Here is a 22,870-nt window from a genome sequence, read left to right on the forward strand (position 1 = left end):
CATGGAAACGATCTCGCAAACCAGAACCTCGGTGCTCATCGTCGGGGGCGGTCTCACCGGCCTGACGGCGGCCGCGCTGCTCGCCCATCGGGGCATAGGCTGCCTCGTGGTGGAGCGGCACGCCGGCACCTCGATCCAATACAAATTCACCGGCATCTCGCCACGCAGCATGGAGATCTTCCGCAGCATCGGGCTGGAGGACGAAATCCGCGCCGAGCGGACCGGCGATCAGCAGGGCGGCGGCATTGCACGGGCGAAGAACCTCGCCGATCCCGACATCCAGTGGAGCGACCTCGGCTGGCCGGACGCCTCCCCGTTCAGCCCCACCCAGCCTGCCACCTGCGACCAGCACGTACTGGAGCCAATCCTGCGCCGCCATGCAGAACGTCATGGCGCCGAGATCCGCTTTGGCCGCCAGCTCGAGGTCTTCGAGGAAGGCGCTACCGGAGCCCGCGCCCACATCCGCAACCTCGCCAGCGGAGAAGAAGAGGTCGTGCTCGCCGACTATGTGATCGCTGCCGACGGTGCCAATGGCGGCCTGCGCGAACGGCTCGGCATCGGTCGCAGCGGCCCCGGCTCCCTGCAGCACTGGATCAGCATCATCTTCGACACCAACCTGCCGCCAATCCTGCAGGGCAGACGCTTCACCTCCTGCTTCATCACCGATCTCAACGGCACCATCACGCCGCGCGCCGGCGGTCGTTGGCTGCTGGCGCTGCAATATTTTCCGCAGAAAGGCGAACGCCCGGCGGACTTCGACGCAGTCCGCTGCCGCGAACTGGCGATCTGTGCGGCAGGCCGCCCCGGCATCAAGGCGGAACCGGTCGACATCAGGGCATGGGAGGTCGCCGCCGCCATCGCCGACCGCTTTCGCGAGGGCCGGGCCTTCCTCGTCGGCGACGCCGCCCATCTGATGCCGCCGACCGGCGCCTTCGGTGGCAATACCGGCATTCACGACGCCCACAACCTCGCCTGGAAGCTGGCCATGGTGCTGAAGGGTGAGGCCGATCCGCGTCTGCTCGACAGCTATGACGCCGAGCGCCGCCCCATCGTGCAGGCGACATTGGCCCAGGCCCTCGCCCGGCTGCAAAGCTGGTTCAAGGACCCCTCCAAGCGCCTGCCGCCGGCAGTTCCGGTCGTGCCGGATTACGACGTCGTGCTCGGCCAGCGCCTCGAAGCCGGCGCCTTCCCGCCGGCCGGCCTCATGTCGAGCACGCCCTTCGAGTCTCATGCCACGCTGGCGGCGAATCCCGGCACCCGCGCCCCGCATCTTTGGCTCGAACGCGATGGCCAGCGCCTGTCCAGTCTCGATCTCTTCGGCAAAGGTCTCGTGCTGCTGGCAAGCAAGACCGACTGGCGCCAGGCAGCCGAGGAGGCTCGTCGGCGGCTCGACCTGCCGCTCGCCTGCGAGATCATCGGCGCCGAGGGCGATATCGTCGACATCGACGACCGCTGGCCGGCTGCCTATCGCCTCGATCCGGATGGAGCCGTGCTGGTACGGCCGGACGGCTTCGTCGCCTGGCGTTCTTCCCCGGATGAAAGCAAACCAGACACCCTGTATGCCGCCCTGCGTTGCCTTGGCATGGGCATGACCGGAAACGCGAACCAAGTATCATGACCGCTCCGATCGCACGCCTGCTCGCCCCCGAAATTACGCTTTTTGCCTGTGCCTCCCTGGTGCATGCGGGACTGCTGCCTTTTGGAGAGCCCCATTCGAGAGCTGCCACTGCGGAAGCGATCATCGCCGTCATCCTGGCGCTGGGCTTCGCCACCGGCCTTGTCCGTCCGTCCCTAGCGCGACATGCCGCCCTTGTCGCACAAGGCCTTGCCCTTCTCGGGACGCTGGTCGGCGCCTTCACGATCGCCATCGGCATCGGACCACAGACAGGTGGCGACACGATATTCCATGTCGTCCTGGTGGCCGTGCTGGTGTTCGGCCTGTGGCTCGCCGCCCGAAGCTGGCAACGCTGAAGGGGCTTTTGCCGTTGGGCAGGATCTTCGGCTTTCGTACGGCGATTGCCCCGAGCGACTAGCACCCGGACAAAGTCGCAACAGGCACGCTTTGCGTCGCTTCCCGCCCCCTGCTCGAGGCGTCGACAAGCGTAGCCTCCTCAAACTATGGCGGGCGAACCAGGGGGCATCACCATGGACAAGCGCGTTCTGATCACGGCGGGAGGCAGCGGCATCGGCCGGGCCATGGCCGAGGCGTTTCACAAGGCGGGTGCGCATGTATGGGTCGCAGACGTTGATGCAGGCGCCCTGGCCTCCTGTCCGCCGACCTGGGAGCGTACGCCGCTCGATGTCTGCGACGAAGCCGCAGTCGAAGCCTTGTTCGCCCGGATCTGCGCTTCCTGGGGCGGGCTGGACACCCTGTGTGCCAATGCCGGCATCGCCGGTCCCACGGCTCCGATCGAGACTATCGAGGTCGCGGCTTGGCGGCACTGCCTGGCGGTCAATCTCGAGGGCGCCTTCCTGTTCGCCAAGCATGCAACACCTAGCATGAAGACACAGCGCTCGGGCGCCATCATCCTGACTTCGTCGACGGCGGGCATTTACGGCTATCCGAACCGGGCTCCCTACAGCGCCTCGAAATGGGCCATCAATGGCCTGATGAAAACGCTGGCGATGGAACTCGGCCCCTATGGCATCCGGGCGAATTCGATCTGCCCGGGCGCCGTCGAAGGTCCCCGCATGGAAGCCGTCATGGCCAGGGAAGCTGCGGCCAAGGGCACGACGCGCGATGCGATCTATGCCGGCTATGCCGGCGGAACCTCGATGCGTTCCTTCGTCAGCGCCGAGGACATCGCGGCCATGGCCGTGTTCCTGGCATCCGATGCGGCCAGACTCGTGTCGGGCCAGATCATCGCGGTCGACGGGCATACGGAAAATCCGGATCCGAAAACGTAACCGCGCAAGGCCTGAAAATGCCGATCACACCTCAATAAAAAGCCCGCCCCATCTGGGGCGGGCCGGATGAGATCCCGATCCTAGACGATCAGACCAGCGTGTTGCAGAAGCGCTGGATACGGCGGCCGGCCTCTTCCAGGGCCTCGGTGGAGGTCGCATAGGAGATGCGGAAATTCGGGCCGAGACCGAAGGCCGAACCATGCACCACCGCCACGCCCTCGGCCTGCAGCAGTTCCGACACGAAATCCTCGTCCGTCTCGATCACCTTGCCGCTGGGCGCCGTCTTGCCGATCGTGCCGGCGCAGGAGGGATAGACGTAGAAGGCCCCTTCCGGCGTCGGACACTGGATGCCCTTGGCCTGGTTGAGCATGCCTACGATCAGGTCGCGGCGGCCCTCGAAGATCTTGCGGCGCTCGGGGATGAAGTCCTGCGTGCCATTGAGCGCTTCGACCGCCGCCCATTGCGCGATGGTGCAGGCGCCCGAAGTCTGCTGGCCCTGGATCATGTCCATCGCCTTGATCAGCTTCTCGGGGCCGGCGGCATAGCCGATGCGCCAGCCGGTCATCGAATAGGCCTTGGAGACACCGTTGATGGTGAGGGTGCGGTCATAGAGCTTGGGCTCGACCTGGGCCGGCGAGTAATAGACGAAATCGCCATAGACGAGATGCTCATACATGTCGTCGGTCATCACCCAGACATGGGGATGGCGCAGCAGCACGTCGGTGAGTGCCTTCAGCTCGTCACGGCTATAGGCGGCGCCGGACGGGTTGGACGGCGAATTGAAGATGAACCACTTGGTCTTGGGCGTGATCGCCTTTTCCAGCGCCTCGGGCGACAGCTTGAAATTGGTGGCCAGCGTGGTTTCGGCGAAGACCGGCGTGCCGCCGCACAGGGCCACCATCTCCGGATAGGACACCCAGTAGGGCGTGGGGATGACGACCTCGTCGCCCGTGTTGAGCGTCGCCATCAGACCGTTGAACAGGATCTGCTTGCCGCCAGTGCCGACGATGGTCTGCGAAGGCTTGTAGTCGAGCCCGTTCTCCCGCTTGAACTTGGCGGCAATGGCTTCGCGCAGCTGAGGGATGCCGGAGACCGGCGGATATTTCGTCTCCCCGCGCATGATGGCGTCGACTGCGGCCTTCTTGATGTTGTCGGGCGTATCCATGTCGGGCTCGCCCGCACCCAGGCCGATGATGTCGCGTCCCGCCGCTTTGAGTTCGCGCGCTTTCTGGCTCACCGCGATGGTCGCGGAAGGCTTGATGCGCGAGAGGGCGTCGGCGAGAAAAGCCATGGCTGGGAACTCCTGTAAGCCGTGGGAAATGCGGGTTGAAGCGGAACCTAGCGGCCGCCGCGCGGGCGGCCCCCTGCCCGCCCCGCAGGGCGCGCCTCTGCTTAGGCGCCGCCCGGCCTGCATTCAAGCGCAAAGATTACGTCCAATGCACAACTTGCCGGAGAGGTCGCGCGAGTTCATTGCTTGGTGACATCGACACAACAATGCCGCGAAACTTCCTCACCGCCGCCCGAGAACGTGCAAAAGCCCGCCGTGATCGGCAGCGATGCTTTGATCGTAGCCGATGCGCTTCATGGCCACGCGAGTTCCGGTGGTGTGAGGCGGAGTACCAAGTAACCGAGTTGAGTGCCGCGTGCGTTTTCGCACTTCGTCCCGCCGGGCGAAGGTCTAGACGGAAGGACGTTAGAGGTTTTCCAGTCGAGTGTTTCGAGGAGATCATGATGGCCGTCAATCAAGCAACCGCACGCATGTTCAAGGCCGACACCCGCGCCATGCGCGTTTCGGCGGCCGAGGCGGAACGTCAGCTGACCTTGGCGCTCTGGCTCGTCGGACTTCTCGCGACCGCAACAGTAGTAACAGCGACCATTGGGTTCTTCGCCTAGTCCCCCCGCAAGCGAATTGAACGGGTCGCTCAACGCGCCGGATGGTCCCCCCGCCATCCGGCGCATTTTTTTGGTACAGTCCTTCATACAATTCTTGGCACTTTTCGCTGACCTCATGGCGAGGCTATTTCAGAACCGATCATTCTGAGACGAGGTTAGCCATGTCCCAAACCACTTCACCTCGAACCATCTTTCTGGCCGGTGCGACCGGTGCCATCGGCGCGCCGCTCACGCGCCTGCTTCTTCGGGCCGGCCACCGCGTCGTCGGCACCACGCGTACGCCCGCCAAAGCCGACGCCTTGCAAGAACTGGGGGCCAAGCCGGTCGTGGTCGACGTCTTCGACCGTGACGCGCTGGTCGCCGCGGTAACGGCCGCCAGGCCTGAAATCGTCATCCATCAGCTCACCGATCTGCCCCCAGCCCTCGACCCGGCCCGCATGGCCGATTTCGTGCCGCGCAATGCCCGCATTCGCCGGGAAGGCACCGCCAATCTGGTGGCGGCCGCTCTCGCGGCCGGAGCCCGGCGGATCATCGCCCAGAGCATTGCCTGGGTCTACGCGCCCGGGCCGCTGCCACATGCCGAGACCGATCCCCTCAACCATGGCGCCGAGGGTCCGGGCGCCGTCAGCGTGCAGGGGGTGATCGCCCTGGAGGACGCCGTGCTCCAGGCGCCGGCCGAAGGCGTGGTCCTACGCTACGGCTATCTCTACGGTCCCGGCACTGGCAGCGACAGTCCGCGACGGCCAATGTCGGTGCATGTCGATGCCGCGGCATTGGCGGCGCTGCTCGCAATCGATCGCGGCCGGCCCGGTGCCTACAATGTCGCTGAGGCAAGCGCCGAACTCTCGACCGCCAGGGCTTTGGACGAGCTCGGCTGGCGGGCCGATTTCCGCCTTGCGGCCTGAGCGGAGCATGGTTTGCCGGGCGGCATAGGCTTTGCCGCCCTTGCCAGCGCTTGTCACTTTTCCCTTGCCACGGCCTCCAATCGGCGCGACGGTTCCAATCAGCCGCCCAAAAGAGCGGCGGCCAGAACAGGAGGGACGCGACAATGACGCAGAACACTCCAAACGGCAGACGATCCAGCGGGCCGCGCTGCATCGCCCTGGTCGGCCCGTTCCAAAGCGGCAAGACGACCCTTCTTGAAGCCATCCTCGCACGCATGGGCGCCCTGCAGCGCCAGGGCACCGTGGCGGCCGGCTCCACCATCGGCGATGCCAGCGCCGAGGCGCGTGCCCACACCATGAGCGTGGAGGCCAACATCGCCTCCGTGGATTTCATGGGCGAGACCTTTACTTTCATCGATTGCCCCGGCTCGATCGAATTTCTGGCCGAGATGCGCCCCGTACTGCCGGCGGTCGATGCCGCGGTGGTGGTCTGCGAGGCCGACGAGAAGAAGGTTCCGGCCCTGCAGCTGATCCTGCGAGAACTCGAAGACCAGAAAATTCCGCGCTTCCTCTTCCTCAACAAGATCGACAATTCGCACCAGAGCGTGCGCGAGGCCCTGCCGCTGCTGCAGCCGGCCTCCCGGCTGCCGCTGCTGCTGCGCCAGATCCCGATCTGGAAGAACGGCGTCGCCGTCGGCTATGTCGACCTCGCGCTCGAGCGCGCCTTCATCTACCAGGAGCATGCCGCCTCGCAGGTGGTCGAGATCCCGCCGGACGAACGCGACGAAAGCAAGGATGCCCGCTATTCCATGCTGGAACGGCTGTCGGATCATGACGACGCGCTGATGGAACAGCTCCTCGAAGAGGTCGAGCCGCCCCGCGACCGGGTCTTCGACGACCTCGCCCACGAGTTGCGCGATGGCCTGGCCGTGCCGGTCCTGATGGGTTCGGCGGCCAATGGCAACGGCATGCTGCGGCTGATGAAGGCGCTACGCCATGAGGCGCCCTGCATCCATGAGACCGCCGCACGGCTCGGCATCACGCCGGGATCGGAGCCCCTGGGCTATGTGATGAAGACCTTCCATACCGCCCATGCCGGCAAGCTCTCGTTGACGCGCGTGCTCAGCGGCGCCTTCCAGGAAGGCATGACGGTCACGACCTCTTCCGGCGAGACCGGCCGCATCGCCGGCTGTGCCCGGCTGCTGGGCCAGACCACCCAGAAGACGACGCAGGCGCAGGCCGGCGATACCGTCGCGCTCGGCAAGGTCGATGCCGCCCATACCGGCGACATGCTGGCTGTCGGCAAGGCCGTGCCCCGGCCGGCCGAGATCGAGGCGCCCCAGCCGGTGATGTCGCTCGCCGTCCGGGCGCGCGACCGCAAGGACGACGTCAAGCTCTCGGCCGCCCTCCAGCGCCTCACCGACGAGGACCAGGCGCTCGCCATGGAGCAGAATGCCGAGCTCGGCGACACTGTCCTGCGCGGCCAGGGTGAGATGCATCTGCGCGTGGCCGTGGAGAAGCTCGCCTCGAAATTCGGCGTCGCCGTCGACTCCAGCCAGCCACAGATCGGCTATCGCGAGACCATCCGCAAGCCGGTGACGGGCGTGCGCGGTCGCCACAAGAAGCAATCGGGCGGCCATGGCCAGTTCGGCGACGTGGTGATCGACGTCATGCCCCTGCCCCGCGGCGAGGGCTTCGCCTTCATCGACAAGATCACCGGCGGCGTGGTGCCGCGCAACTACATTCCCTCCGTCGAGGAGGGCGTGAAGCACTATCTCAAGCGCGGCCCGCTCGGCTTCCCGGTGGTGGATGTCGGCGTATCGCTGACGGACGGCTCCTATCACACGGTGGATTCCTCCGACATGGCTTTCCAGACGGCGGCGCGCATCGGCATGAGCGAGGCGATGCCGCAATGCAATCCCGTGCTGCTGGAGCCGGTGCTGGCGGTGGAGATCTCGGTGCCCTCGGATGCCACGGCGAAGGCCAACGCCATCGTCTCCTCTCGGCGCGGCCAGATCCTCGGCTTCGATGCCCGCGACGGTTGGGAAGGCTGGGACGTGGTGCAGGCGCTGATCCCGGAAGCCGAGATCACCGACCTGATCATCGAGCTGCGTTCGGCGACGGCAGGCGTCGGCACGTTCCGGTCCAAATTCGACCATCTGGCCGAACTCTCGGGGCGGCAGGCCGACACCATCGTGGCGTCCCGGCAGGCGGCGCAATAGGGAGGGGTCATCCCGGACAAGCTGCGGCACATCGTGCCGCGGCGCAGATCCGGGACCGCGTAGGGAGCCAAGCGCCGGTGCCGAAGAACGGTCCCGCATCTGCGGAGCAGCATTGCATGCTGCACCGCGTGCGGGATGACATGAGGAATTTGCCCCCCGCCTCCATTGGCGCTAAAGAGCGGCGATGCCGACCATCGAAATCGCCGCGTTCTATCATTTTGCCCGCCTGCCCGGGTTCGCCGAGCTGCGCGAGCCGCTGGCCAAGCTTACCTGCTCGCTCGGCATCAAGGGCATCATCCTGCTGGCACATGAAGGCATCAACGGCACGGTGGCCGGTACGCCCGAGGCGATGGCGAGCTTCCATCCGCGCCTGCGCGCGATCACCGGCCTCGATCGCATCGAGCACAAGACCTCCTTCGCCGAGGAGATGCCCTTCCTGCGCATGAAGGTGCGGCTGAAGGAAGAAATCGTCACCATCGGCGACAAGAGCGTCGACCCGCTGGAGCGCGTCGGCACCTATGTCGAGCCCAAGGACTGGAATGCCCTGATTTCCAATCCGGATGTGCTGGTCATCGACACGCGCAACGATTTCGAGGTGCGCATCGGCAGCTTCAAGGGTGCACTCGATCCGAAGACCGAGAGCTTCGGCGACTTCCCTGCTTATGTCAGGGACAATCTCGATCCTGCCAGGCACAAGAAGGTGGCGATGTTCTGCACCGGCGGCATACGCTGCGAGAAGGCGACCAGCCTGATGCTGCGCGAGGGCTTCGAGGAGGTCTATCACCTCAAGGGCGGCGTGCTGCGCTATCTGGAAGAGATTCCGCCCACTGAGAGCCTGTGGGAGGGCGCCTGCTTCGTCTTCGACAAGCGCGTTGCGGTCGGCCACGGCCTGAGGCCAGAGAATTTCAGCCTCTGCCATGGCTGCCTGTCGCCTCTCTCGGCAACGGACCGGCAATCGCCCGACTACGAGGAAGGGGTGAGCTGCCCCTATTGCGCCGCAACGCTCACCGAGACACAGAAAGCCTCCTCGCGCGAACGCCATCGCCAGGAGACGCTCGCACGCCGGCGCGGCCACGCCCATCTCGGCCCGCGCCTCGCCACGGCGGTTGGAGAAAGCTGACAAGCTCCGCTATTCCGCGCGCCTATGCCAACCAGTCTTGCGACCAACGCATTAGCGAAAGATAGACCGTGTCATCCCCGGCGCCACCGCAGTGGCGGGAAGGGGATCCAGGGACCGAAGGTCTCGACGCAATGGCCCCTGGATCCCCTTCCCCTCGCTCTTCCTCGCTGTGCTCGCAAGCAGCGAGGCCCGGGATAACAATTCAAAGTTCAGGATGGAGAGAACCATGTCTAACAAAGCCCTGGTCCTGTTCTCGGCCGGTCAGGATTCCACCACCTGCCTGGCCTGGGCGCTCGAGCGCTTCGACAGCGTGGAGACCATCGGCTTCGATTATGGCCAGCGCCACGGCATCGAGCTGGCGATGCGCCCCGTGGTTCTCGCCGCCTTTCGCGACGCCTTCCCCGCCTGGGCCGCGCGCCTGGGCGATGACCACCTGGTCGACCTCGGCATACTCGGCCGCATCAGCGAAACTTCCCTGACGCGCGACGTCGAGATCGCCATGCAGGAGAACGGCCTGCCCAACAGCTTCGTGCCCGGGCGCAATCTGCTCTTCCTGACCTTCGCCGCCACCCTCGCCTATCGGCGCGGCGCTCGCCATCTCGTCACCGGTGTGTGCGAGACCGATTTCTCCGGCTATCCGGATTGCCGCGACGACACCATGAAGGCGATGCAGCTGGCGCTCAATCTCGGCATGGAAAGCCGTTTCGTCATCCACACGCCCCTGATGTGGATCGACAAGGCGCAGACCTGGGCGCTGGCTCGGGAACTCGGCGGCGACCGGCTGGTGGACCTCGTCCGCGAACAGACCCACACCTGCTACAATGGCGATCGCAGCCATCGGCACGATTGGGGCTATGGCTGCGGCACCTGCCCGGCCTGCGAACTGCGCTCCAGCGGCTACCGGCGCTTCATGGCCGAGAGCGTTTCCTGACGTGAATGCCCATCCTCATTTGCTGCCTGATGGTACCTGGAAATAGCTGCCGTCCATCGAGCCGTTCTGGCCGCAATATTCGACCCGGTGCTCGCTCGCATCATCAGGAAACACGGTCTCGACCTTGAGGCTGGCGCCCTCGCGGGTGAGCTTGAGGAAGGAGGCGTCGCCTTCCTGCCTGGCCTCGAAGACGCCGCCGGCCTCCCTGCCGCTGGCATTGATCTCGCAGACCCAGCGCCCCATCACCGGTTCGACGGTATCGCCGGAGACGATCAGGCTGCCATCCGGCCTGGCCTCGATGTCGAACCCACCCGTATTGTTGTGCCAACTGCCCACGAAGCCGTCCTCCGGCTTCGTCCTGATCCCCTTCAGGAAACGCGCCCGCTCCATAAGACGCTCCTTCAGCGTGCGAAAGGCACCAACCCCTTCCTTGCTGGCGCCCGCATCGTCGCGGGCGCCCACGAACCAGCGCTGGTCGGCGGCAAGCGCGGCCGCGGCCCGGGGATCCAGGGCCTTGCGCAAGCGGTCATAGGCGATTGCGATCTCGGCATCGGCTTTCGACAGGGCTGGGCTGGCGCAGATTGCCTGCTCCACCTCGGTCGCCGCCTTACGGCAATCGAAGGAGGGCTTGCCGGCGGCCTGGGCGATCATGGGCGTGAAGACGGCCGGCAGGAGGCAGGCAATGGCAAGGCCGGCGAGACGGCGCCCGATCATGGCTGCGCCCCGATCTCGATGCTGGAGAACAGGTCCGTCTCGATATCGCCCTTCTCGCCGGGCGGCTTCACACCGGCGGCCGGACGATAATGGCCGTTGTCGTAGATCAGCTCGAATTTCGCCGGCTTGCCGGGCCGCTTGTCGAAGCGGCACTCGCCGCCGACCTTCTTCGAGGTTTCGTGGGTGACGGCCTGCTCGACCGTGAGGTCGCGATAGCCCAGCTCGACCTTGGGCCCGAGCTTGACGGTCCGCGTGACCGAGGTCGACTCGCCCTCGCAATCGCCATTGTTCTCGCCATTGCTGCGCTCGACGATCAGCCCGTCCAGCACGCGCTCGATGCGTCCCTTGTCGAAGGTGTACATCCAGAGCGCCTGTTCGTCATAGGGATTGACGCGCGAACTGCCGGATTGCGAGGTGCGCAGGCCGAAGGCGCGCAGCCCGTCGCCGACGTCGTAACGGGCGGTATCGAGGCTCATCGAGCCGAACTGGATGGCGTCCGAGAACGCCATGCCCTTTTCCAGCCGCCGCGCGACGGGATTGCCGGTGGCGACATCGGCGATGATGATCTCGACATCGCCCTTGTTCTCGCCCTCGACCGGCGGCTTGGCCTCGATCAGCGGCACGGCCGCCAGCATCAGCTCGGGGCGGTAGGGCCAGGCCTTGCAGACCACGTCATCCGGGTTGATTGCACGATCATAGCCGCCGCCCTTGACCAGCAGGCCGTTGTCGCCTTGCTGCGCGTCGGGATAGGCCTGCTTGAGCAGGGCGTCGGTGATGTCGCAATCGGCCAGGGCCTGGCCGGGCAGCATCAGGGCCAGGGCAGCGGCACCGAGGGCAAGCTGAAGCTTCATGTCGCGGTGATTCCATTCCGGAGGGACGATCCGAGATCTAGCATGAGCCGGAGCCAGGACAATCTAGGGCTGTGGCGATCTCTTGCATCGTTTGCCCGGGGCCTCAGTTTCGGCGGATACAGGACGCTCGCCCCCGCGATTGCCTGTGCGGTGCGGCATCGATAGGCTCAGCCCATGCCTCTCGACACAGATTCCCAGCGGGCCTTGCTGAGCCGCCGTCTCGACACGCTCTATGCCACCGACGCCCGCGGGCGCCTGCTGCACAGCAATGAGTGGGACTGCCGCCCGGCACCCCGCTTCCATCTGATGCGCACGCCGGCCGGGCCATTGTTTCGCTGCCGTGCCGACATGCCGGATGCCCTGGTCGCCCGTCTCGGCGAACTCTGCCGCGACGAGACGCTGGGCGAGGTGCCGAGGGAGCGCCCGGCCCGGGAGGAAGCCTATCTCGATTTGCTCGGCCACCAGGCTCCGGTGACGCAGATCTGGGCCGGGCCGGTCTACCGGGCGGATGCCGTCCCGCCGCCGCAACGGCAACCCGTCGCCATCCATGAGGGCAATGCCGACCTGCTGCGGTCGCTCTTTCCCGACTGGCTGCCGGACGTGCCGCACCGGCGGCCTTTCCTGGCAATGGTCGAAGGCGATCGCGCCGTGGCGCTCTGCGCCAGCGTGCGCATCTCGGACGCGGTGCATTGCGCCGGGGTCGAAACCCATGCCGATTACCGCCGCCGGGGCCATGCCGCTGCGGTCGTCGCCGGCTGGGCGCAGGCCGTGCGGGCGCTGGGGGCCGTGCCCTTCTACAGCACCTCCTGGGACAACCTGGCCTCCCGCGCCGTCGCCGCCCGTCTCGGCCTGCCTTTGGTCGCTACGGACTTCCACGTCCGTTGAGGCGGGGAGAAACCCGGCCACAAATGGCGACAGGTGATCCGGACTAGATGCTCTGTCATCCCCGGCCGAGCGCCTCGCGAGCGTAGCGAGAGAGGCCGAGGGTATCGCCGGGGACGACAGCGTTTTTCTTACTGCCCCTCGCCCAGGGCCGAGGCCCAGTCCTTCTTGACCTGGGCGATGCGCGCCGCATAGGCGCGCTCGATGCAGGGGGCGCCGGTGCAGATGTCGCGCACCGTCTCGCGCCAGCGGGTCTGGTCCTTGCCGAAGGGATCGCTGACCGCGCCGGTCTCGCCGTCGACCCCGCGCGTCTCGCCTTCGATGGCCTGGTAGAGCCGGTTCATCTCGTCATCGAGGCGGGACAGTTTGGGATGGGCGCAGATCAGCTTCTCGACGACCGTATGCGCCTTGCGGCAGTCGAAGCCGGCGGCCTGGGCCGGGCCTTGCAAAGCAAGGGTTGCGACCGCCAAGGTCGCTGCCATGATAAAACTTGCAGGACGGATCATCCGAAACTCCGAAGGCAATGATCCCCCGTCGCTAGCACAGGGACACCGGCCTTGTCGTGCCGCGGGGAACTTCGCCACCCTGCTGACAGGACGTTGTCAGCAAGTTTCCGACGACGGCCCTTCCCCCCGCGCGTGACTCACCCCATTATCAGGGCATGTCCGATACACCCAAAGCCCCCTCCTCGAGCAAGACCCCTGCTCCGAAGAAACTCCGCACGCCGAAATCCAAGGCGGCGCGGCCGGCCTTGCCCTCGCTCGACGAGCATCTGAAGGCCCTGCTCAATCCCGGCCTGCTCAAGGAGGCCAAGAGTAGCCTGCGCGACGACGAGAAGCCGGGCTTCGGCGAGGGGCCGCAGAGCGGCTTCGACACCGGCGCCATCACCGGCCTCGATCCGGAGCTGGCCGCCAAACTGGGCGTACCCTCGGCCGGCGGAGGCGCCGAGATGGAGGGCCGCGCGGTCAAACGCAAGGGGCCCGACAAGAAGGCACGCGCCAAGGATGGCGGCGAGGCCGATCCCGACGGGCTCGACAAGCTCGGCGGTTCGGCCGGCACCATCAAGGCGCTCTCCGAGCTGCTGGAGGGCGGCGACCCGCGCATGGTCGGCAAGCCGGTGTGGACGCCGCACCGCCCCTCGCGCCCCGACAAGAGCGAGGGCGGCATCCGCCTGGAGCTGGTCTCGGAATATCAGCCGGCCGGCGACCAGCCCACCGCCATCGCCGACCTGGTCGAGGGCCTGCAGAGCCATGAGCGTGACCAGGTGCTGCTCGGGGTCACCGGCTCGGGCAAGACCTTCACCATGGCGCAGGTGATCTCCCGCACCCAGCGCCCCGCTTTGATCCTGGCGCCCAACAAGACGCTGGCGGCCCAGCTCTATGGCGAGTTCAAGTCGTTCTTCCCCAACAATGCGGTGGAATACTTCGTCTCCTACTACGACTACTATCAGCCCGAGGCCTATGTGCCGCGCACCGACACCTATATCGAGAAGGAGTCCTCGATCAACGAGCAGATCGACCGCATGCGCCACTCGGCCACGCGCGCGCTGCTCGAACGCGACGACGTCATCATCGTCGCCTCGGTCTCCTGCATCTACGGCATCGGCTCGGTGGAAACCTACACCGCCATGACCTTCGGCATGAGCGTGGGCGAGCGCGTCGAGCAGAAGCAGCTGATCGCCGACCTCGTCGCCCTGCAATACAAGCGCATCAATGCCGATTTCGGCCGCGGCACCTTCCGGGTGCGCGGTGACACCATCGAGCTGTTCCCGGCCCACTATGAGGACCGCGCCTGGCGCATCAATCTGTTCGGCGACGAGATCGAGAGCATCGCCGAATTCGATCCGCTCACCGGCCAGAAGATCCAGGACCTGCAATTCGTCAAAGTCTACGCCAATTCGCATTATGTGACGCCGCGCCCGACGCTGAACCAGGCGATCAAGGGCATCAAGGACGAGCTCAAGACCCGGCTGCAGCAGCTCTATACCGGCGGCCGCCTGCTGGAGGCCCAACGCCTCGACCAGCGCACCACCTTCGACCTGGAGATGATGGAGGCCACCGGCTCCTGCGCCGGCATCGAGAACTATTCGCGCTGGCTCACCGGCCGCCTGCCCGGCGAGCCGCCGCCGACCTTGTTCGAATATCTGCCCGACAACGCCCTCGTCTTCACCGATGAGAGCCACGTCACCGTGCCGCAGATCGGCGCCATGTACAAAGGTGACTTCCGGCGCAAGGCGACTTTGGCCGAATATGGCTTCCGCCTGCCCTCCTGCCTCGACAACCGTCCCTTGCGCTTCGAGGAATGGGACGCCATGCGCCCGCAGACCGTGCATGTCTCGGCCACCCCCGGCAAATGGGAGCTGGAGCACACCGGCGGCGTCTTCGCCGAGCAGGTGATCCGCCCAACCGGACTGATCGATCCAATATGCGAGATCCGTCTCGCCCGCACCCAGGTCGACGATCTCCTCGGCGAGGTGCAGGAGGTCGCGCGAAAAGGCTATCGCAGCCTCGTCACCGTGCTGACCAAGCGCATGGCCGAGGACCTCACCGAATACATGCACGACCACGGCGTGCGCGTGCGCTACATGCATTCGGACATCGACACCATCGAGCGCATCGAGATCATCCGCGACCTGCGTCTCGGCGCCTTCGACGTGCTTGTTGGTATCAACCTGCTGCGCGAGGGCCTCGACATTCCCGAATGCGCCCTGGTCGCCATCCTGGACGCCGACAAGGAGGGCTTCCTGCGCTCCGAGACCTCGCTGGTGCAGACCATCGGCCGCGCCGCCCGCAATGTCGACGGCCGCGTCCTGCTCTATGCCGACAACATGACCGGCTCGCTGGAGCGCGCCATCGCCGAGACCAACCGCCGCCGCGAGAAGCAGATGGCCTGGAACCAGGCCAACGGCATCACGCCGGAGAGCGTCAAGCGCTCGATCGCCGACATCACCAATTCGGTCTATGAGCGCGACCGCGTCACCGTCGACAAGGGCCTTGCCGACAATGTCGCCACCGTCGGCCACAATTTCGAAGCGGTCACCGCCGACCTCGAAAAGCGCATGCGCGACGCCGCCGCCGACCTCCGCTTCGAGGAAGCCGCCCGCCTGCGCGACGAACTCAAGCGCCTGCGCGAGACGGAAATGGCCGTGGCCGACGACGGCTCGGCCCGGCAAATCAACGTGCGCCAGAAGGCCGGCGCCTATAAGGGCCCGAAGGCCTATGGCGACGCAGCGAATCTGCCGAAGACGCGGGCCGCCAAGCCGGGGCTGGACAGCATGGGGCCAGGCACGGATCGCGAGGTGCCGTTGGGTGCGGAGGCCAGGAAGAAGGGTGGTGGGAAGCCTGGACGGGGGTGGAAGCGGTAGCGGACCTGGGCAATTCTCCAGCTCCGCTACCTCGCCTCTGGAGAATGGCAATCAACCGCAACCATAATTCTATATATGCCTCACGAATATTCACACATAGCTCATGTAAAAATTGAACAAATCGTGACCAAGAAACTCCATCGCAAATTTTACTCACAACCATTCAAGCCAAATGATGGAGATCTGTTCTTCGCAACATCAAGAAATATGGTAGAAAAATCTAATGAGACATTTTTGACTCTATTTATAATGGGCAATAGGAGACTATTTGGGTCTATATACTCCGGGCTTCTACCTGATTATTTCCATAGTATGCCACGTGAAAGCGGAGTTCTTATTTGCCCTGTAGCAAAAACTGAATTAATTTTCCACGGACAAAAACTCCCAGGCGATATTGATTTAATTGTAATACCGTACGAACGAGACACGCTCATACTCGATAAGACAATGGCGGTAGAAATTAAGATTATCAGAGCTAGTTATAAAAAACAGGACAAGTCGCCCAACGAATTTGGTTATTCTCAATGCCGGTCACTGCTTGACATTGGATTTCCTTATGTATCTCTACTGCACATAATAGTATCCGACAGAAGCCCTAAGGACACGTGGGAGGATGTTCCTGCCTACCGTATTATCAATGATCAAGGAGAAGCAGAAAGCGCCGGCACGGAGCGCATGGACACAATGCCTTGGCGGCTTATTGAGCGTGCGTTTGGTCGCTTGACGAAGAATGCTGGGACGGAACTCATTGGCCTCTCTGCAACGTACGTCGACACCGGACATCCAGGGAGCAAAGACAATACCGAAATTAATGGATTTCACTTTCCGCTATGCAAGAAATGCCAGGAAAATCCAAATCTGAGTGAAATTAATATGTCTATACTCGGTAATTTTTTCGAAGAAAACAGTCGTCGTTTTTTCATGACGCCTAGATTTGATCCCAATTGAATTTTGATTACAGCGATAGCGCATTTAATTTCTATTAAATTCGGCACTGTCAATAAAATGCACTGTTACCGTAATTCCAGCCGCCTAAAGGCGGGGGGTTTACGGATCCCCAAGAGGGGACTCTAAATTAAGCCTGAGCTGGGCGGCATAGACCCGGGCACGGATCGCGAAAAGTACCCCTGGGGGCCGAGGCGAGGAAAAAGAGTGGCGGGAAGCTTGGGCGGAGGTGGAAGCGGTAAACCTCAGATTGTAGATAATGCTATCCTACAAACTTGGGGATATCGGCTATGCTTTATGTTGCGCACGCGCAATAGCGAGGTAATCTTCACCTGATTGATCCTTAGCATTGAGAAATTCGATCTGCGCTGCGATGGCAAAAGCGAATAAACACAACAATCCCATTCGACTGCATTATGGGATGAGCATTGGCAGCAACGCAGCCGAATCCGATGACGAATTTCTATTCGACTGCTTTGTCTATCATCCGGCTGTAAGGGCGTGTCAAAGCGTAGAATCTTCCGGTATGATAATATCGGCTCGTACCGGCGCTGGAAAAACGGCCATAATACGCTACATATCGAAAAATTCGGAACACTACTCGGAAATAGACCCCCTAGATATGGCGATGAGTTACATAAGTAGCTCGGATGTAGTGAATTTTCTTCATAGCATTGGTGCAGATTTAGATCTTTTATTTCAGATACTCTGGAAACATATCTTATGTTTGGAGTTTATCCGACTGCAACAAAGAGTAGATGACGAAGCTAGATCTATTGGTGTTTTTGCTAGATTTATGGATATATTTAGGCGCGACGAAAGAAAGAGAAAGGCTTTGGAATATTTAAAGGAATGGGAAGCAAAATTCTGGATAACGGCGGACCAGAATGTAAAGGAGATCACCGAGAAATTTGAGAAGAAATTCGAAGCCGAACTGGGAGGTGAAATACGTCGCTTTAAAGGACGTGGTCAGTATGACAAACAAATCGCCGTCGACAAAAAGACGGAGATTTTATCCCGCGTTCGAAAAATAATTGACACTGATCAACTTAGCAAACTCTCGGGCGTGATTGATATGCTTTCTAGTATATCCGCGAATGAGCAAAAGCATTACTACATCCTTATAGACAAACTAGATACCAATTGGGTTGACACCTCTCTGCGTTTCAGGCTCACTAGGGCGCTAATTGAAACACTGAAGACATTTCGACGAATAAGAAATTTAAAAATCATTGTTGGCGTCAGATCCGATATACTGGAAAGGTCGATTCAAGAGACAAACGACCTCACTTTTCAGAGTGAAAAGCTGGTCGATTATTTTGTACAAATCAAATGGAGCAGAGCTCAGTTACGTGAGCTAGTTCAAAAACGCATCCGTGAACTTTTCCGGCGGCAATATAGCGCGGGTCTCGTGGAATTTGAAGATATTTTTCAAAACAATGTCGGGAATGCTAATCCATTTGACTATATGATCGATCGAACTCTTTACCGACCGAGAGATATAATCGAATTTGTTAATCAATGCCTCATTGCCTCTGAAGATCATTTTGACGTTTCGGCGACCAATATACGAAGAGCCGAAAAGGAATATTCCAGAAGACGCCGAGAAGCGCTTGAGCAAGAATGGCGCAGCGCATTCCCTACACTGCCTAAGCTTTTAGGGTTTGTTGCTGGCGTAGGAAAAACCACATTCGATCTTTCTGATCTTATTTTGAATGATAGAGTAGAAGCATTAGCCTTAGAAATTGCGACCTCTAATAAGATCGACTTTGATCCAGTACATGCCTTTGCGACGTTACAGGTTGAGGGGAATCGAAGCTTGGATCAGTTTGTTAAATACATCGTGTCCATTCTTTACAGAGTTGGAGCGATTGGAGTCAAATTGGATCCCTCAGAGAAAACAAGTTACTCTCACATTAACCAACCGCTGCTGGACGACGCCCTAATTCCAGACGTTGCCAGAATTAGAATTCACCCAATGTTTCACCAGGCGCTTCTACTTGGACAAGATTGAGGAATTACGCTGACTTTTTGCTCATTGTCCGCCACTCCTGTGTAACCGAAACCCGCATACGCAATCCGTTACAGCCCCTGTCATTCACCCGTCACGGCATCTCCAACGGATGCATGTGCTCGAGCCACAGCCCGGCCAGATCCGGGGCCTGGGAGAATTCGTCGAGGTCGACGCTGAGCGTCCCCGGCTGCCTGAGGCGATAGAGACCGAGCTTGACATATTGCGTCCCCGGATCGGCCTGGGGATCGATGGGCGGCCGGGTGCCGAAATCGCCGCTGACGCGCACGATCTTCCGGCCGTCGGCCCAGACTTCGAGCAGGGCGCCGACGGGCCTGCCGGACGGGTCATGGTGTGAACCCCTGATATGGTAGACCATGTCGACCCAGGCATCCCTCGGCGTCGGCAACGGCCGGTTCGACACCGGCTCGATACGGACCAGGCGACAGCCGAGATAATTTTCGGGGGCGGACAGGAAGGCGAGCCCTTGCAGGTAATCGGCGGCACGGTTCTCCCCGCTGCGCCGGTCCTCCAGCTCCCTGCCCGGCAGGGGCGCCGGCAAGGGTGCGTCGGCCGGCAACACGCCGGTCAGCACCTCCGCCTGCCGCTGCTGCCCGATTCTGCCCCGCATCAGCGCGACAGCCTGTTCGCGCACCCGATCGTCGGACGCGTCGAGGGAGGCGAGAAGGCCCTGGGCCTCGAGCACCTCGGCCACATTGTTGCGATCCGTCGCAACGAGGCAGCGCCCGTTGGCCGTTTCCACGGTGATATGGAAAATGCCGTCATCGTAGCGCTGCGCCACGAACGGGCTGTCATTACCAGGCCCCTTCCATTGGCCGATGACCGTGCGGTGGCTGCCGGTGTCGGCGACCTGCCCCCGGATGCGGAAGCTGAACGCATACCAGCTGTCGGCGCCGTAAGGCAGCGCTGCGCTCTTGGCGACCTGCAATTCGGCGCGCTGGCAGCCGCCCGCCGGCATTTCCTCGAGCGGGCAATCATTGCCGCCATCGGCGTCGGTCGTGACGATCGAGATCGCGCCCGCGGTTCCGCCACTGCCGGAGAAGAGCGGTTGCACCTGCCTGGACGGATAGCCGCCGACGAACTTGCCGAAGCTCCACGACGCCCGGTCGGCGCTGCCGCTGTCGAAACCGTCATGGAGATCGCGGGCCCGGCAGCCTCCGGCCAGACTCGACGAGATCAGCAAGCCGGCAACCAACCACCGCATGCGGTGCCTCCCAATTCCGCGAACATCAGGCAAAGCCAAGGCGGTGTCAAAACAAGGGGCCGGAATTACGATGGCGGTTTACTGATTTTGTTGCCTCATACACTCTATCGTTCTTGCTGGTCATGGTGAAATTGGGCGTTACGCCGACAGCGCGCTCAATTCCAGCGCTGTCGGCGTGGACTGCCTCGCACGGCATATTGCCGGGCCCATGATACCCGTGCCATGCTACCCCGGCCGCGACAGACACCAGCCCGGGATCGGGCCAGGAGATCGGAATGCCCACGCAGAGAACCTACGCCTTCGTCGCCGCGGCGATGCTGCTCGCCGGAGCAACGCAGGCTGCAAAAGCGGCGGAGGCCGTGCCGGCCGCGCTGCAGCCGCCGCCCGGCTACACGCTCGCCTTCACCGCCAAGGCCAGGGGTCTGCAGGTCTATACTAGCACGGCGGAAGCCGGCGCGGCGCCCAAATGGGTGCTCGAGGCCCCCGTGGCCGAGCTGGCGGCGAAACCAGGCGCCGTCCATCATTATGCAGGCCCCTCCTGGGAGGCCGCCGATGGCAGCAAGATCGTCCGCGACAAGGATACGGCCGTGGTGACGGTGCCGGCAAGAAAAGCCAGCGCCGACATCCCCTGGCTGCTCATCAAAGTCACCGCCGATCCGGCGGCCGGCGTGCTGGACAAGGTCGGCTATGTGCAGCGCATCGCCACCCATGGCGGCGTCGCCCCCACCGCGCCGCCCGTGCGCACCGGGACGAAAGTCGGCGTGCCCTACACCGCGACCTATGCGTTCTTCGCCAAGGCCAACTGACAGCGGACGTATAAGGATCGCTCCTCCCCGGGATCGCAGGCGTCCTCGCCTGCTCTTGGAAACGCCCGCCGCCAAAGCTGGCTCCTTGCTGTCCGGGATGCCCCTTTACCTCGACCCGCCGTCGCTCCGGCTCAGCTCTTGCATTGGCGGTCCTGCGCCGCGACGCTCTGCCTGTATTGGGTGATCAGGCGATGGAACACCTTCGGAGGATCCTCGTCCAAGGCCCATAGGGAAGGATCCGGCTGCGCCAGCACGGCGGTGTGAAGGGCCGCATCCCGCTGGTAATCCAGCAGAAATTCCAGCTTGTCGCTCACCCGCATCGCATTGGGCCCGAAACCGCAACTCTCATACAGGCTGTTTGCTGCGAGTATGGCGGTCGTATCGAGCAGATCCGTTCGCTGCATCAAGGGAACAGCGCGCCCGCCTCGCATGAACAAGGCGTCCAGATACATGAAAGCCTCCGGAGAAAGCGAAGGTTTCGTCTTCAAGGCGTACAGATACAAAGCCGCCAGATCGGTACGCCGCAGCGGCAGGTCCCACTTGTCCCTCCCCTGAACCTCCTGAACGTCACAGAGGACGCCGTCTCCCCATGTCCGGCAATCCGTGCCAGCCGTGTAACCCTTTGATTGCAGCCATCCCAGAATCTGGGGATGCACGACGTTCAGATCGGAAATACTCAGAGCGATCGTTCTTCGGTCGACTTCCGTGTCGAATAGCTGCTTTGCCTGCTTCTCCCGATCATCCGTCCAGATCTTGTATCCGGAGACACCTGACGACGCGAGAATGATGAAGATGAGGCCGTATTTGACCCAGCGAGGCGGCTTGTCCCAGATCGCTCCGGCGAGGCCACTGGCAAGGGTGAGCAGCAACAGGGCGTATTCCATTCCCACCTCCATGTCTTCATTGCCTGGAATTCCACTCGATGGGGCAGTTGAAACGACGGTGACGGCTTGCCTGAATTCTCGGCTTTATGGGAAGGAGTGCAGCTTACCTCGCCTCTCCCTCTACTTCGGAATGATCAGCGCTCGCATGATCGTCTCGAAATCCGGGCGGGTCTGGTCGAACCGCGCTACCGACGTATAGCAGCGAAGGGTGGCTCGTCCCCTGGCGGTTTCGAACAGCGCCCACATGAAACGCGGATCATCGGGAGCGGAGCGATGTATCCAGCCAAAGGTAAAGGTGATACCGGCCGCGTCCCCCTGCTGAATGTCGCGCACCTCGCCCATACGGTAGCCGGACTGAAGAGCTGTATGCGCCGCCTCGATTAGACTGGCATGGATCGGCCGGCCGCCCCCGGCAGCACCCGATTGAGCAGGCGGCCGGCGTATGAACGTCGCCAGGCAGCTGCCGAACCCTTCTGTCCTGCCCGTGCTCGAGAAGCCGGCACCATCGGGCTGCGGATAGGGTTTGACCCTGAACGCTTCAGGCAGCGGGGCAAGGCCGAAGCCAGTGCTCTTGTCCTTACGGGCGCCGGCGGCGGCTGATGACGCCAGGAGCACGGACATCGCCAAGGCCAATAGCCATCGCATGGGCAGCGCCTCTGTAAGAGAAGGAAATGGCGGCGGATGAACTTGCCGCCTCGATTTCAGCCAGACGTGACGAAGCGTCAGGAACGCCGCTTCAGCAGTTCCGCGAAGGTCGTGCGCTGCCGTGGCAGCACGAAGGGCACGGCCCCGCGCTTGCCTAGGCCGAAAGGATCGCCCGCCACGCGCTCGACGACATGCCCCTGATAGAGGGCGATCCCCTCGCATTCCCAGTTGCCGCCATAGTTGAGCGTCAGCGGATTATAGGTGTTGGCGCCGTATTGGAAGCAGATGTTGTCCTGGAAACCTGTAGTCGGATCCGCGCCGACGAGACGCCAGCGGCCCTGCAGCACGATACCGTTGCCGGGATACCAGAGGGCGGTGCGGCCGTCCTTGCTGAGGAACTCGACCTGCGTGCCATGGGCGCTGAATGTCATGTTGGTCGTGCCGCCCTGGAATTTCTTCCTGGTTTCCGCGCTCGGCGGCGTCGTGCTGTTGGCATTGACGCCGACCAGGGGCGCGCAGCCGGCCAGCAAGACTGACATCCCCAATGCCACCATGAAGTTCCGCAACATCGTTACCTCTGCTGTCC

General features: G+C 62.8%; 20 protein-coding genes and 1 pseudogene. 13 read left to right on the top strand and 8 right to left on the bottom strand.

The features are described 5' to 3' along the window. Window position 1: 1 nt before the first annotated feature. The 3 genes and pseudogenes from QM672_RS16685 to QM672_RS16695 form a co-directional block, all read left to right on the top strand. A pseudogene (locus QM672_RS16685) lies at window positions 2-1,561 on the top strand (FAD-dependent monooxygenase); the annotation flags it as partial. Window positions 1,562-1,614: 53 nt separating this feature from the next. Further along, window positions 1,615-1,971, top strand: coding sequence for a hypothetical protein (locus QM672_RS16690; protein ID WP_311944391.1), 357 nt, complete (start codon window positions 1,615-1,617; stop codon window positions 1,969-1,971). Window positions 1,972-2,145: 174 nt separating this feature from the next. Then, entirely contained in the window at window positions 2,146-2,907 is a 762-nt protein-coding gene (locus QM672_RS16695) for an SDR family oxidoreductase (protein WP_415083878.1), read from the top strand. 88 nt (window positions 2,908-2,995) lie between these two features. On the opposite strand, the gene QM672_RS16700 is transcribed toward QM672_RS16695, so the two are convergent. Then, window positions 2,996-4,198: a pyridoxal phosphate-dependent aminotransferase gene (locus tag QM672_RS16700; RefSeq protein ID WP_311944393.1), complete on the bottom strand. Its 1,203-nt coding sequence runs from the start codon at window positions 4,196-4,198 to the stop codon at window positions 2,996-2,998. Between the two features lie 437 nt (window positions 4,199-4,635). Here QM672_RS16700 and QM672_RS16705 point away from each other — a divergent pair, with 437 nt between their 5' ends. From QM672_RS16705 to queC, 5 genes are all read left to right on the top strand, one after another. After that, window positions 4,636-4,800, top strand: coding sequence for a hypothetical protein (locus QM672_RS16705; RefSeq protein ID WP_311944394.1), 165 nt, complete (start codon window positions 4,636-4,638; stop codon window positions 4,798-4,800). Between the two features lie 161 nt (window positions 4,801-4,961). Beyond that, window positions 4,962-5,705: an NAD-dependent epimerase/dehydratase family protein gene (locus QM672_RS16710; protein WP_415083883.1), complete on the top strand. Its 744-nt coding sequence runs from the start codon at window positions 4,962-4,964 to the stop codon at window positions 5,703-5,705. 143 nt (window positions 5,706-5,848) lie between these two features. Further along, window positions 5,849-7,906, top strand: a complete 2,058-nt coding sequence (locus tag QM672_RS16715) for an elongation factor G (RefSeq protein ID WP_415083885.1) — start codon at window positions 5,849-5,851, stop codon at window positions 7,904-7,906. A gap of 184 nt (window positions 7,907-8,090) precedes the next feature. Next, the gene (locus QM672_RS16720) at window positions 8,091-9,026 is read left to right on the top strand and encodes a rhodanese-related sulfurtransferase (RefSeq protein ID WP_415083887.1); all 936 of its coding nucleotides are present in this window, start codon (window positions 8,091-8,093) and stop codon (window positions 9,024-9,026) included. Window positions 9,027-9,252: 226 nt separating this feature from the next. Beyond that, a complete protein-coding gene (gene queC / locus QM672_RS16725; RefSeq protein WP_415083889.1) occupies window positions 9,253-9,957 on the top strand; it encodes a 7-cyano-7-deazaguanine synthase QueC in 705 nt (234 codons plus the stop codon). A gap of 15 nt (window positions 9,958-9,972) precedes the next feature. Here the strand turns inward: queC and QM672_RS16730 are convergent, their stop codons facing one another. Next, window positions 9,973-10,671 carry a lysozyme inhibitor LprI family protein gene (locus QM672_RS16730; RefSeq protein WP_415083891.1) on the bottom strand — a complete coding sequence of 233 codons (699 nt, stop codon included), beginning with the start codon at window positions 10,669-10,671 and terminating at the stop codon, window positions 9,973-9,975. Then, window positions 10,668-11,522: a hypothetical protein gene (locus QM672_RS16735; protein ID WP_415083893.1), complete on the bottom strand. Its 855-nt coding sequence runs from the start codon at window positions 11,520-11,522 to the stop codon at window positions 10,668-10,670. The genes QM672_RS16730 and QM672_RS16735 overlap by 4 nt, the downstream gene beginning before the upstream one ends. Window positions 11,523-11,696: 174 nt before the next feature. Here QM672_RS16735 and QM672_RS16740 point away from each other — a divergent pair, with 174 nt between their 5' ends. Next, the gene (locus QM672_RS16740) at window positions 11,697-12,407 is read left to right on the top strand and encodes a GNAT family N-acetyltransferase (protein ID WP_415083895.1); all 711 of its coding nucleotides are present in this window, start codon (window positions 11,697-11,699) and stop codon (window positions 12,405-12,407) included. A 128-nt stretch (window positions 12,408-12,535) separates the two neighbouring features. On the opposite strand, the gene QM672_RS16745 is transcribed toward QM672_RS16740, so the two are convergent. After that, entirely contained in the window at window positions 12,536-12,910 is a 375-nt protein-coding gene (locus tag QM672_RS16745) for a lysozyme inhibitor LprI family protein (RefSeq protein ID WP_415083897.1), read from the bottom strand. Between the two features lie 155 nt (window positions 12,911-13,065). Here QM672_RS16745 and uvrB point away from each other — a divergent pair, with 155 nt between their 5' ends. The 3 genes from uvrB to QM672_RS16760 all read left to right on the top strand — a co-directional run bounded on the left by uvrB (window position 13,066) and on the right by QM672_RS16760 (window position 18,727). After that, complete coding sequence (gene uvrB, locus QM672_RS16750; protein WP_415083899.1) at window positions 13,066-15,768, top strand: excinuclease ABC subunit UvrB; 2,703 nt, start codon at window positions 13,066-13,068, stop codon at window positions 15,766-15,768. Window positions 15,769-15,891: 123 nt separating this feature from the next. Continuing rightward, window positions 15,892-16,716, top strand: a complete 825-nt coding sequence (locus tag QM672_RS16755) for a hypothetical protein (protein ID WP_415083901.1) — start codon at window positions 15,892-15,894, stop codon at window positions 16,714-16,716. 370 nt (window positions 16,717-17,086) lie between these two features. Beyond that, on the top strand, window positions 17,087-18,727 hold the full coding sequence (locus QM672_RS16760; RefSeq protein WP_415083903.1) for a P-loop ATPase, Sll1717 family: 1,641 nt from the start codon (window positions 17,087-17,089) through the stop codon (window positions 18,725-18,727). 91 nt (window positions 18,728-18,818) lie between these two features. Here the strand turns inward: QM672_RS16760 and QM672_RS16765 are convergent, their stop codons facing one another. Continuing rightward, window positions 18,819-19,949, bottom strand: coding sequence for a hypothetical protein (locus QM672_RS16765; protein ID WP_415083905.1), 1,131 nt, complete (start codon window positions 19,947-19,949; stop codon window positions 18,819-18,821). Between the two features lie 275 nt (window positions 19,950-20,224). Between QM672_RS16765 and QM672_RS16770 the strand changes: the two genes are divergently transcribed. After that, the gene (locus QM672_RS16770; RefSeq protein WP_415083907.1) at window positions 20,225-20,755 is read left to right on the top strand and encodes a DUF3455 domain-containing protein; all 531 of its coding nucleotides are present in this window, start codon (window positions 20,225-20,227) and stop codon (window positions 20,753-20,755) included. 131 nt (window positions 20,756-20,886) lie between these two features. On the opposite strand, the gene QM672_RS16775 is transcribed toward QM672_RS16770, so the two are convergent. The 3 genes from QM672_RS16775 to QM672_RS16785 all read right to left on the bottom strand — a co-directional run bounded on the left by QM672_RS16775 (window position 20,887) and on the right by QM672_RS16785 (window position 22,823). Next, on the bottom strand, window positions 20,887-21,639 hold the full coding sequence (locus QM672_RS16775) for a hypothetical protein (RefSeq protein WP_415083909.1): 753 nt from the start codon (window positions 21,637-21,639) through the stop codon (window positions 20,887-20,889). 120 nt (window positions 21,640-21,759) lie between these two features. Continuing rightward, window positions 21,760-22,260 (bottom strand): hypothetical protein, encoded by a 501-nt coding sequence (locus QM672_RS16780; RefSeq protein ID WP_415083911.1) that lies wholly within the window; start codon window positions 22,258-22,260, stop codon window positions 21,760-21,762. Window positions 22,261-22,361: 101 nt separating this feature from the next. Next, entirely contained in the window at window positions 22,362-22,823 is a 462-nt protein-coding gene (locus QM672_RS16785; RefSeq protein WP_415083912.1) for a hypothetical protein, read from the bottom strand. Window positions 22,824-22,870 lie beyond the last annotated feature (47 nt).

This window comes from Labrys sp. (in: a-proteobacteria), assembly GCF_047605565.1.
Taxonomy (GTDB): domain Bacteria; phylum Pseudomonadota; class Alphaproteobacteria; order Rhizobiales; family Labraceae; genus Labrys; species Labrys neptuniae.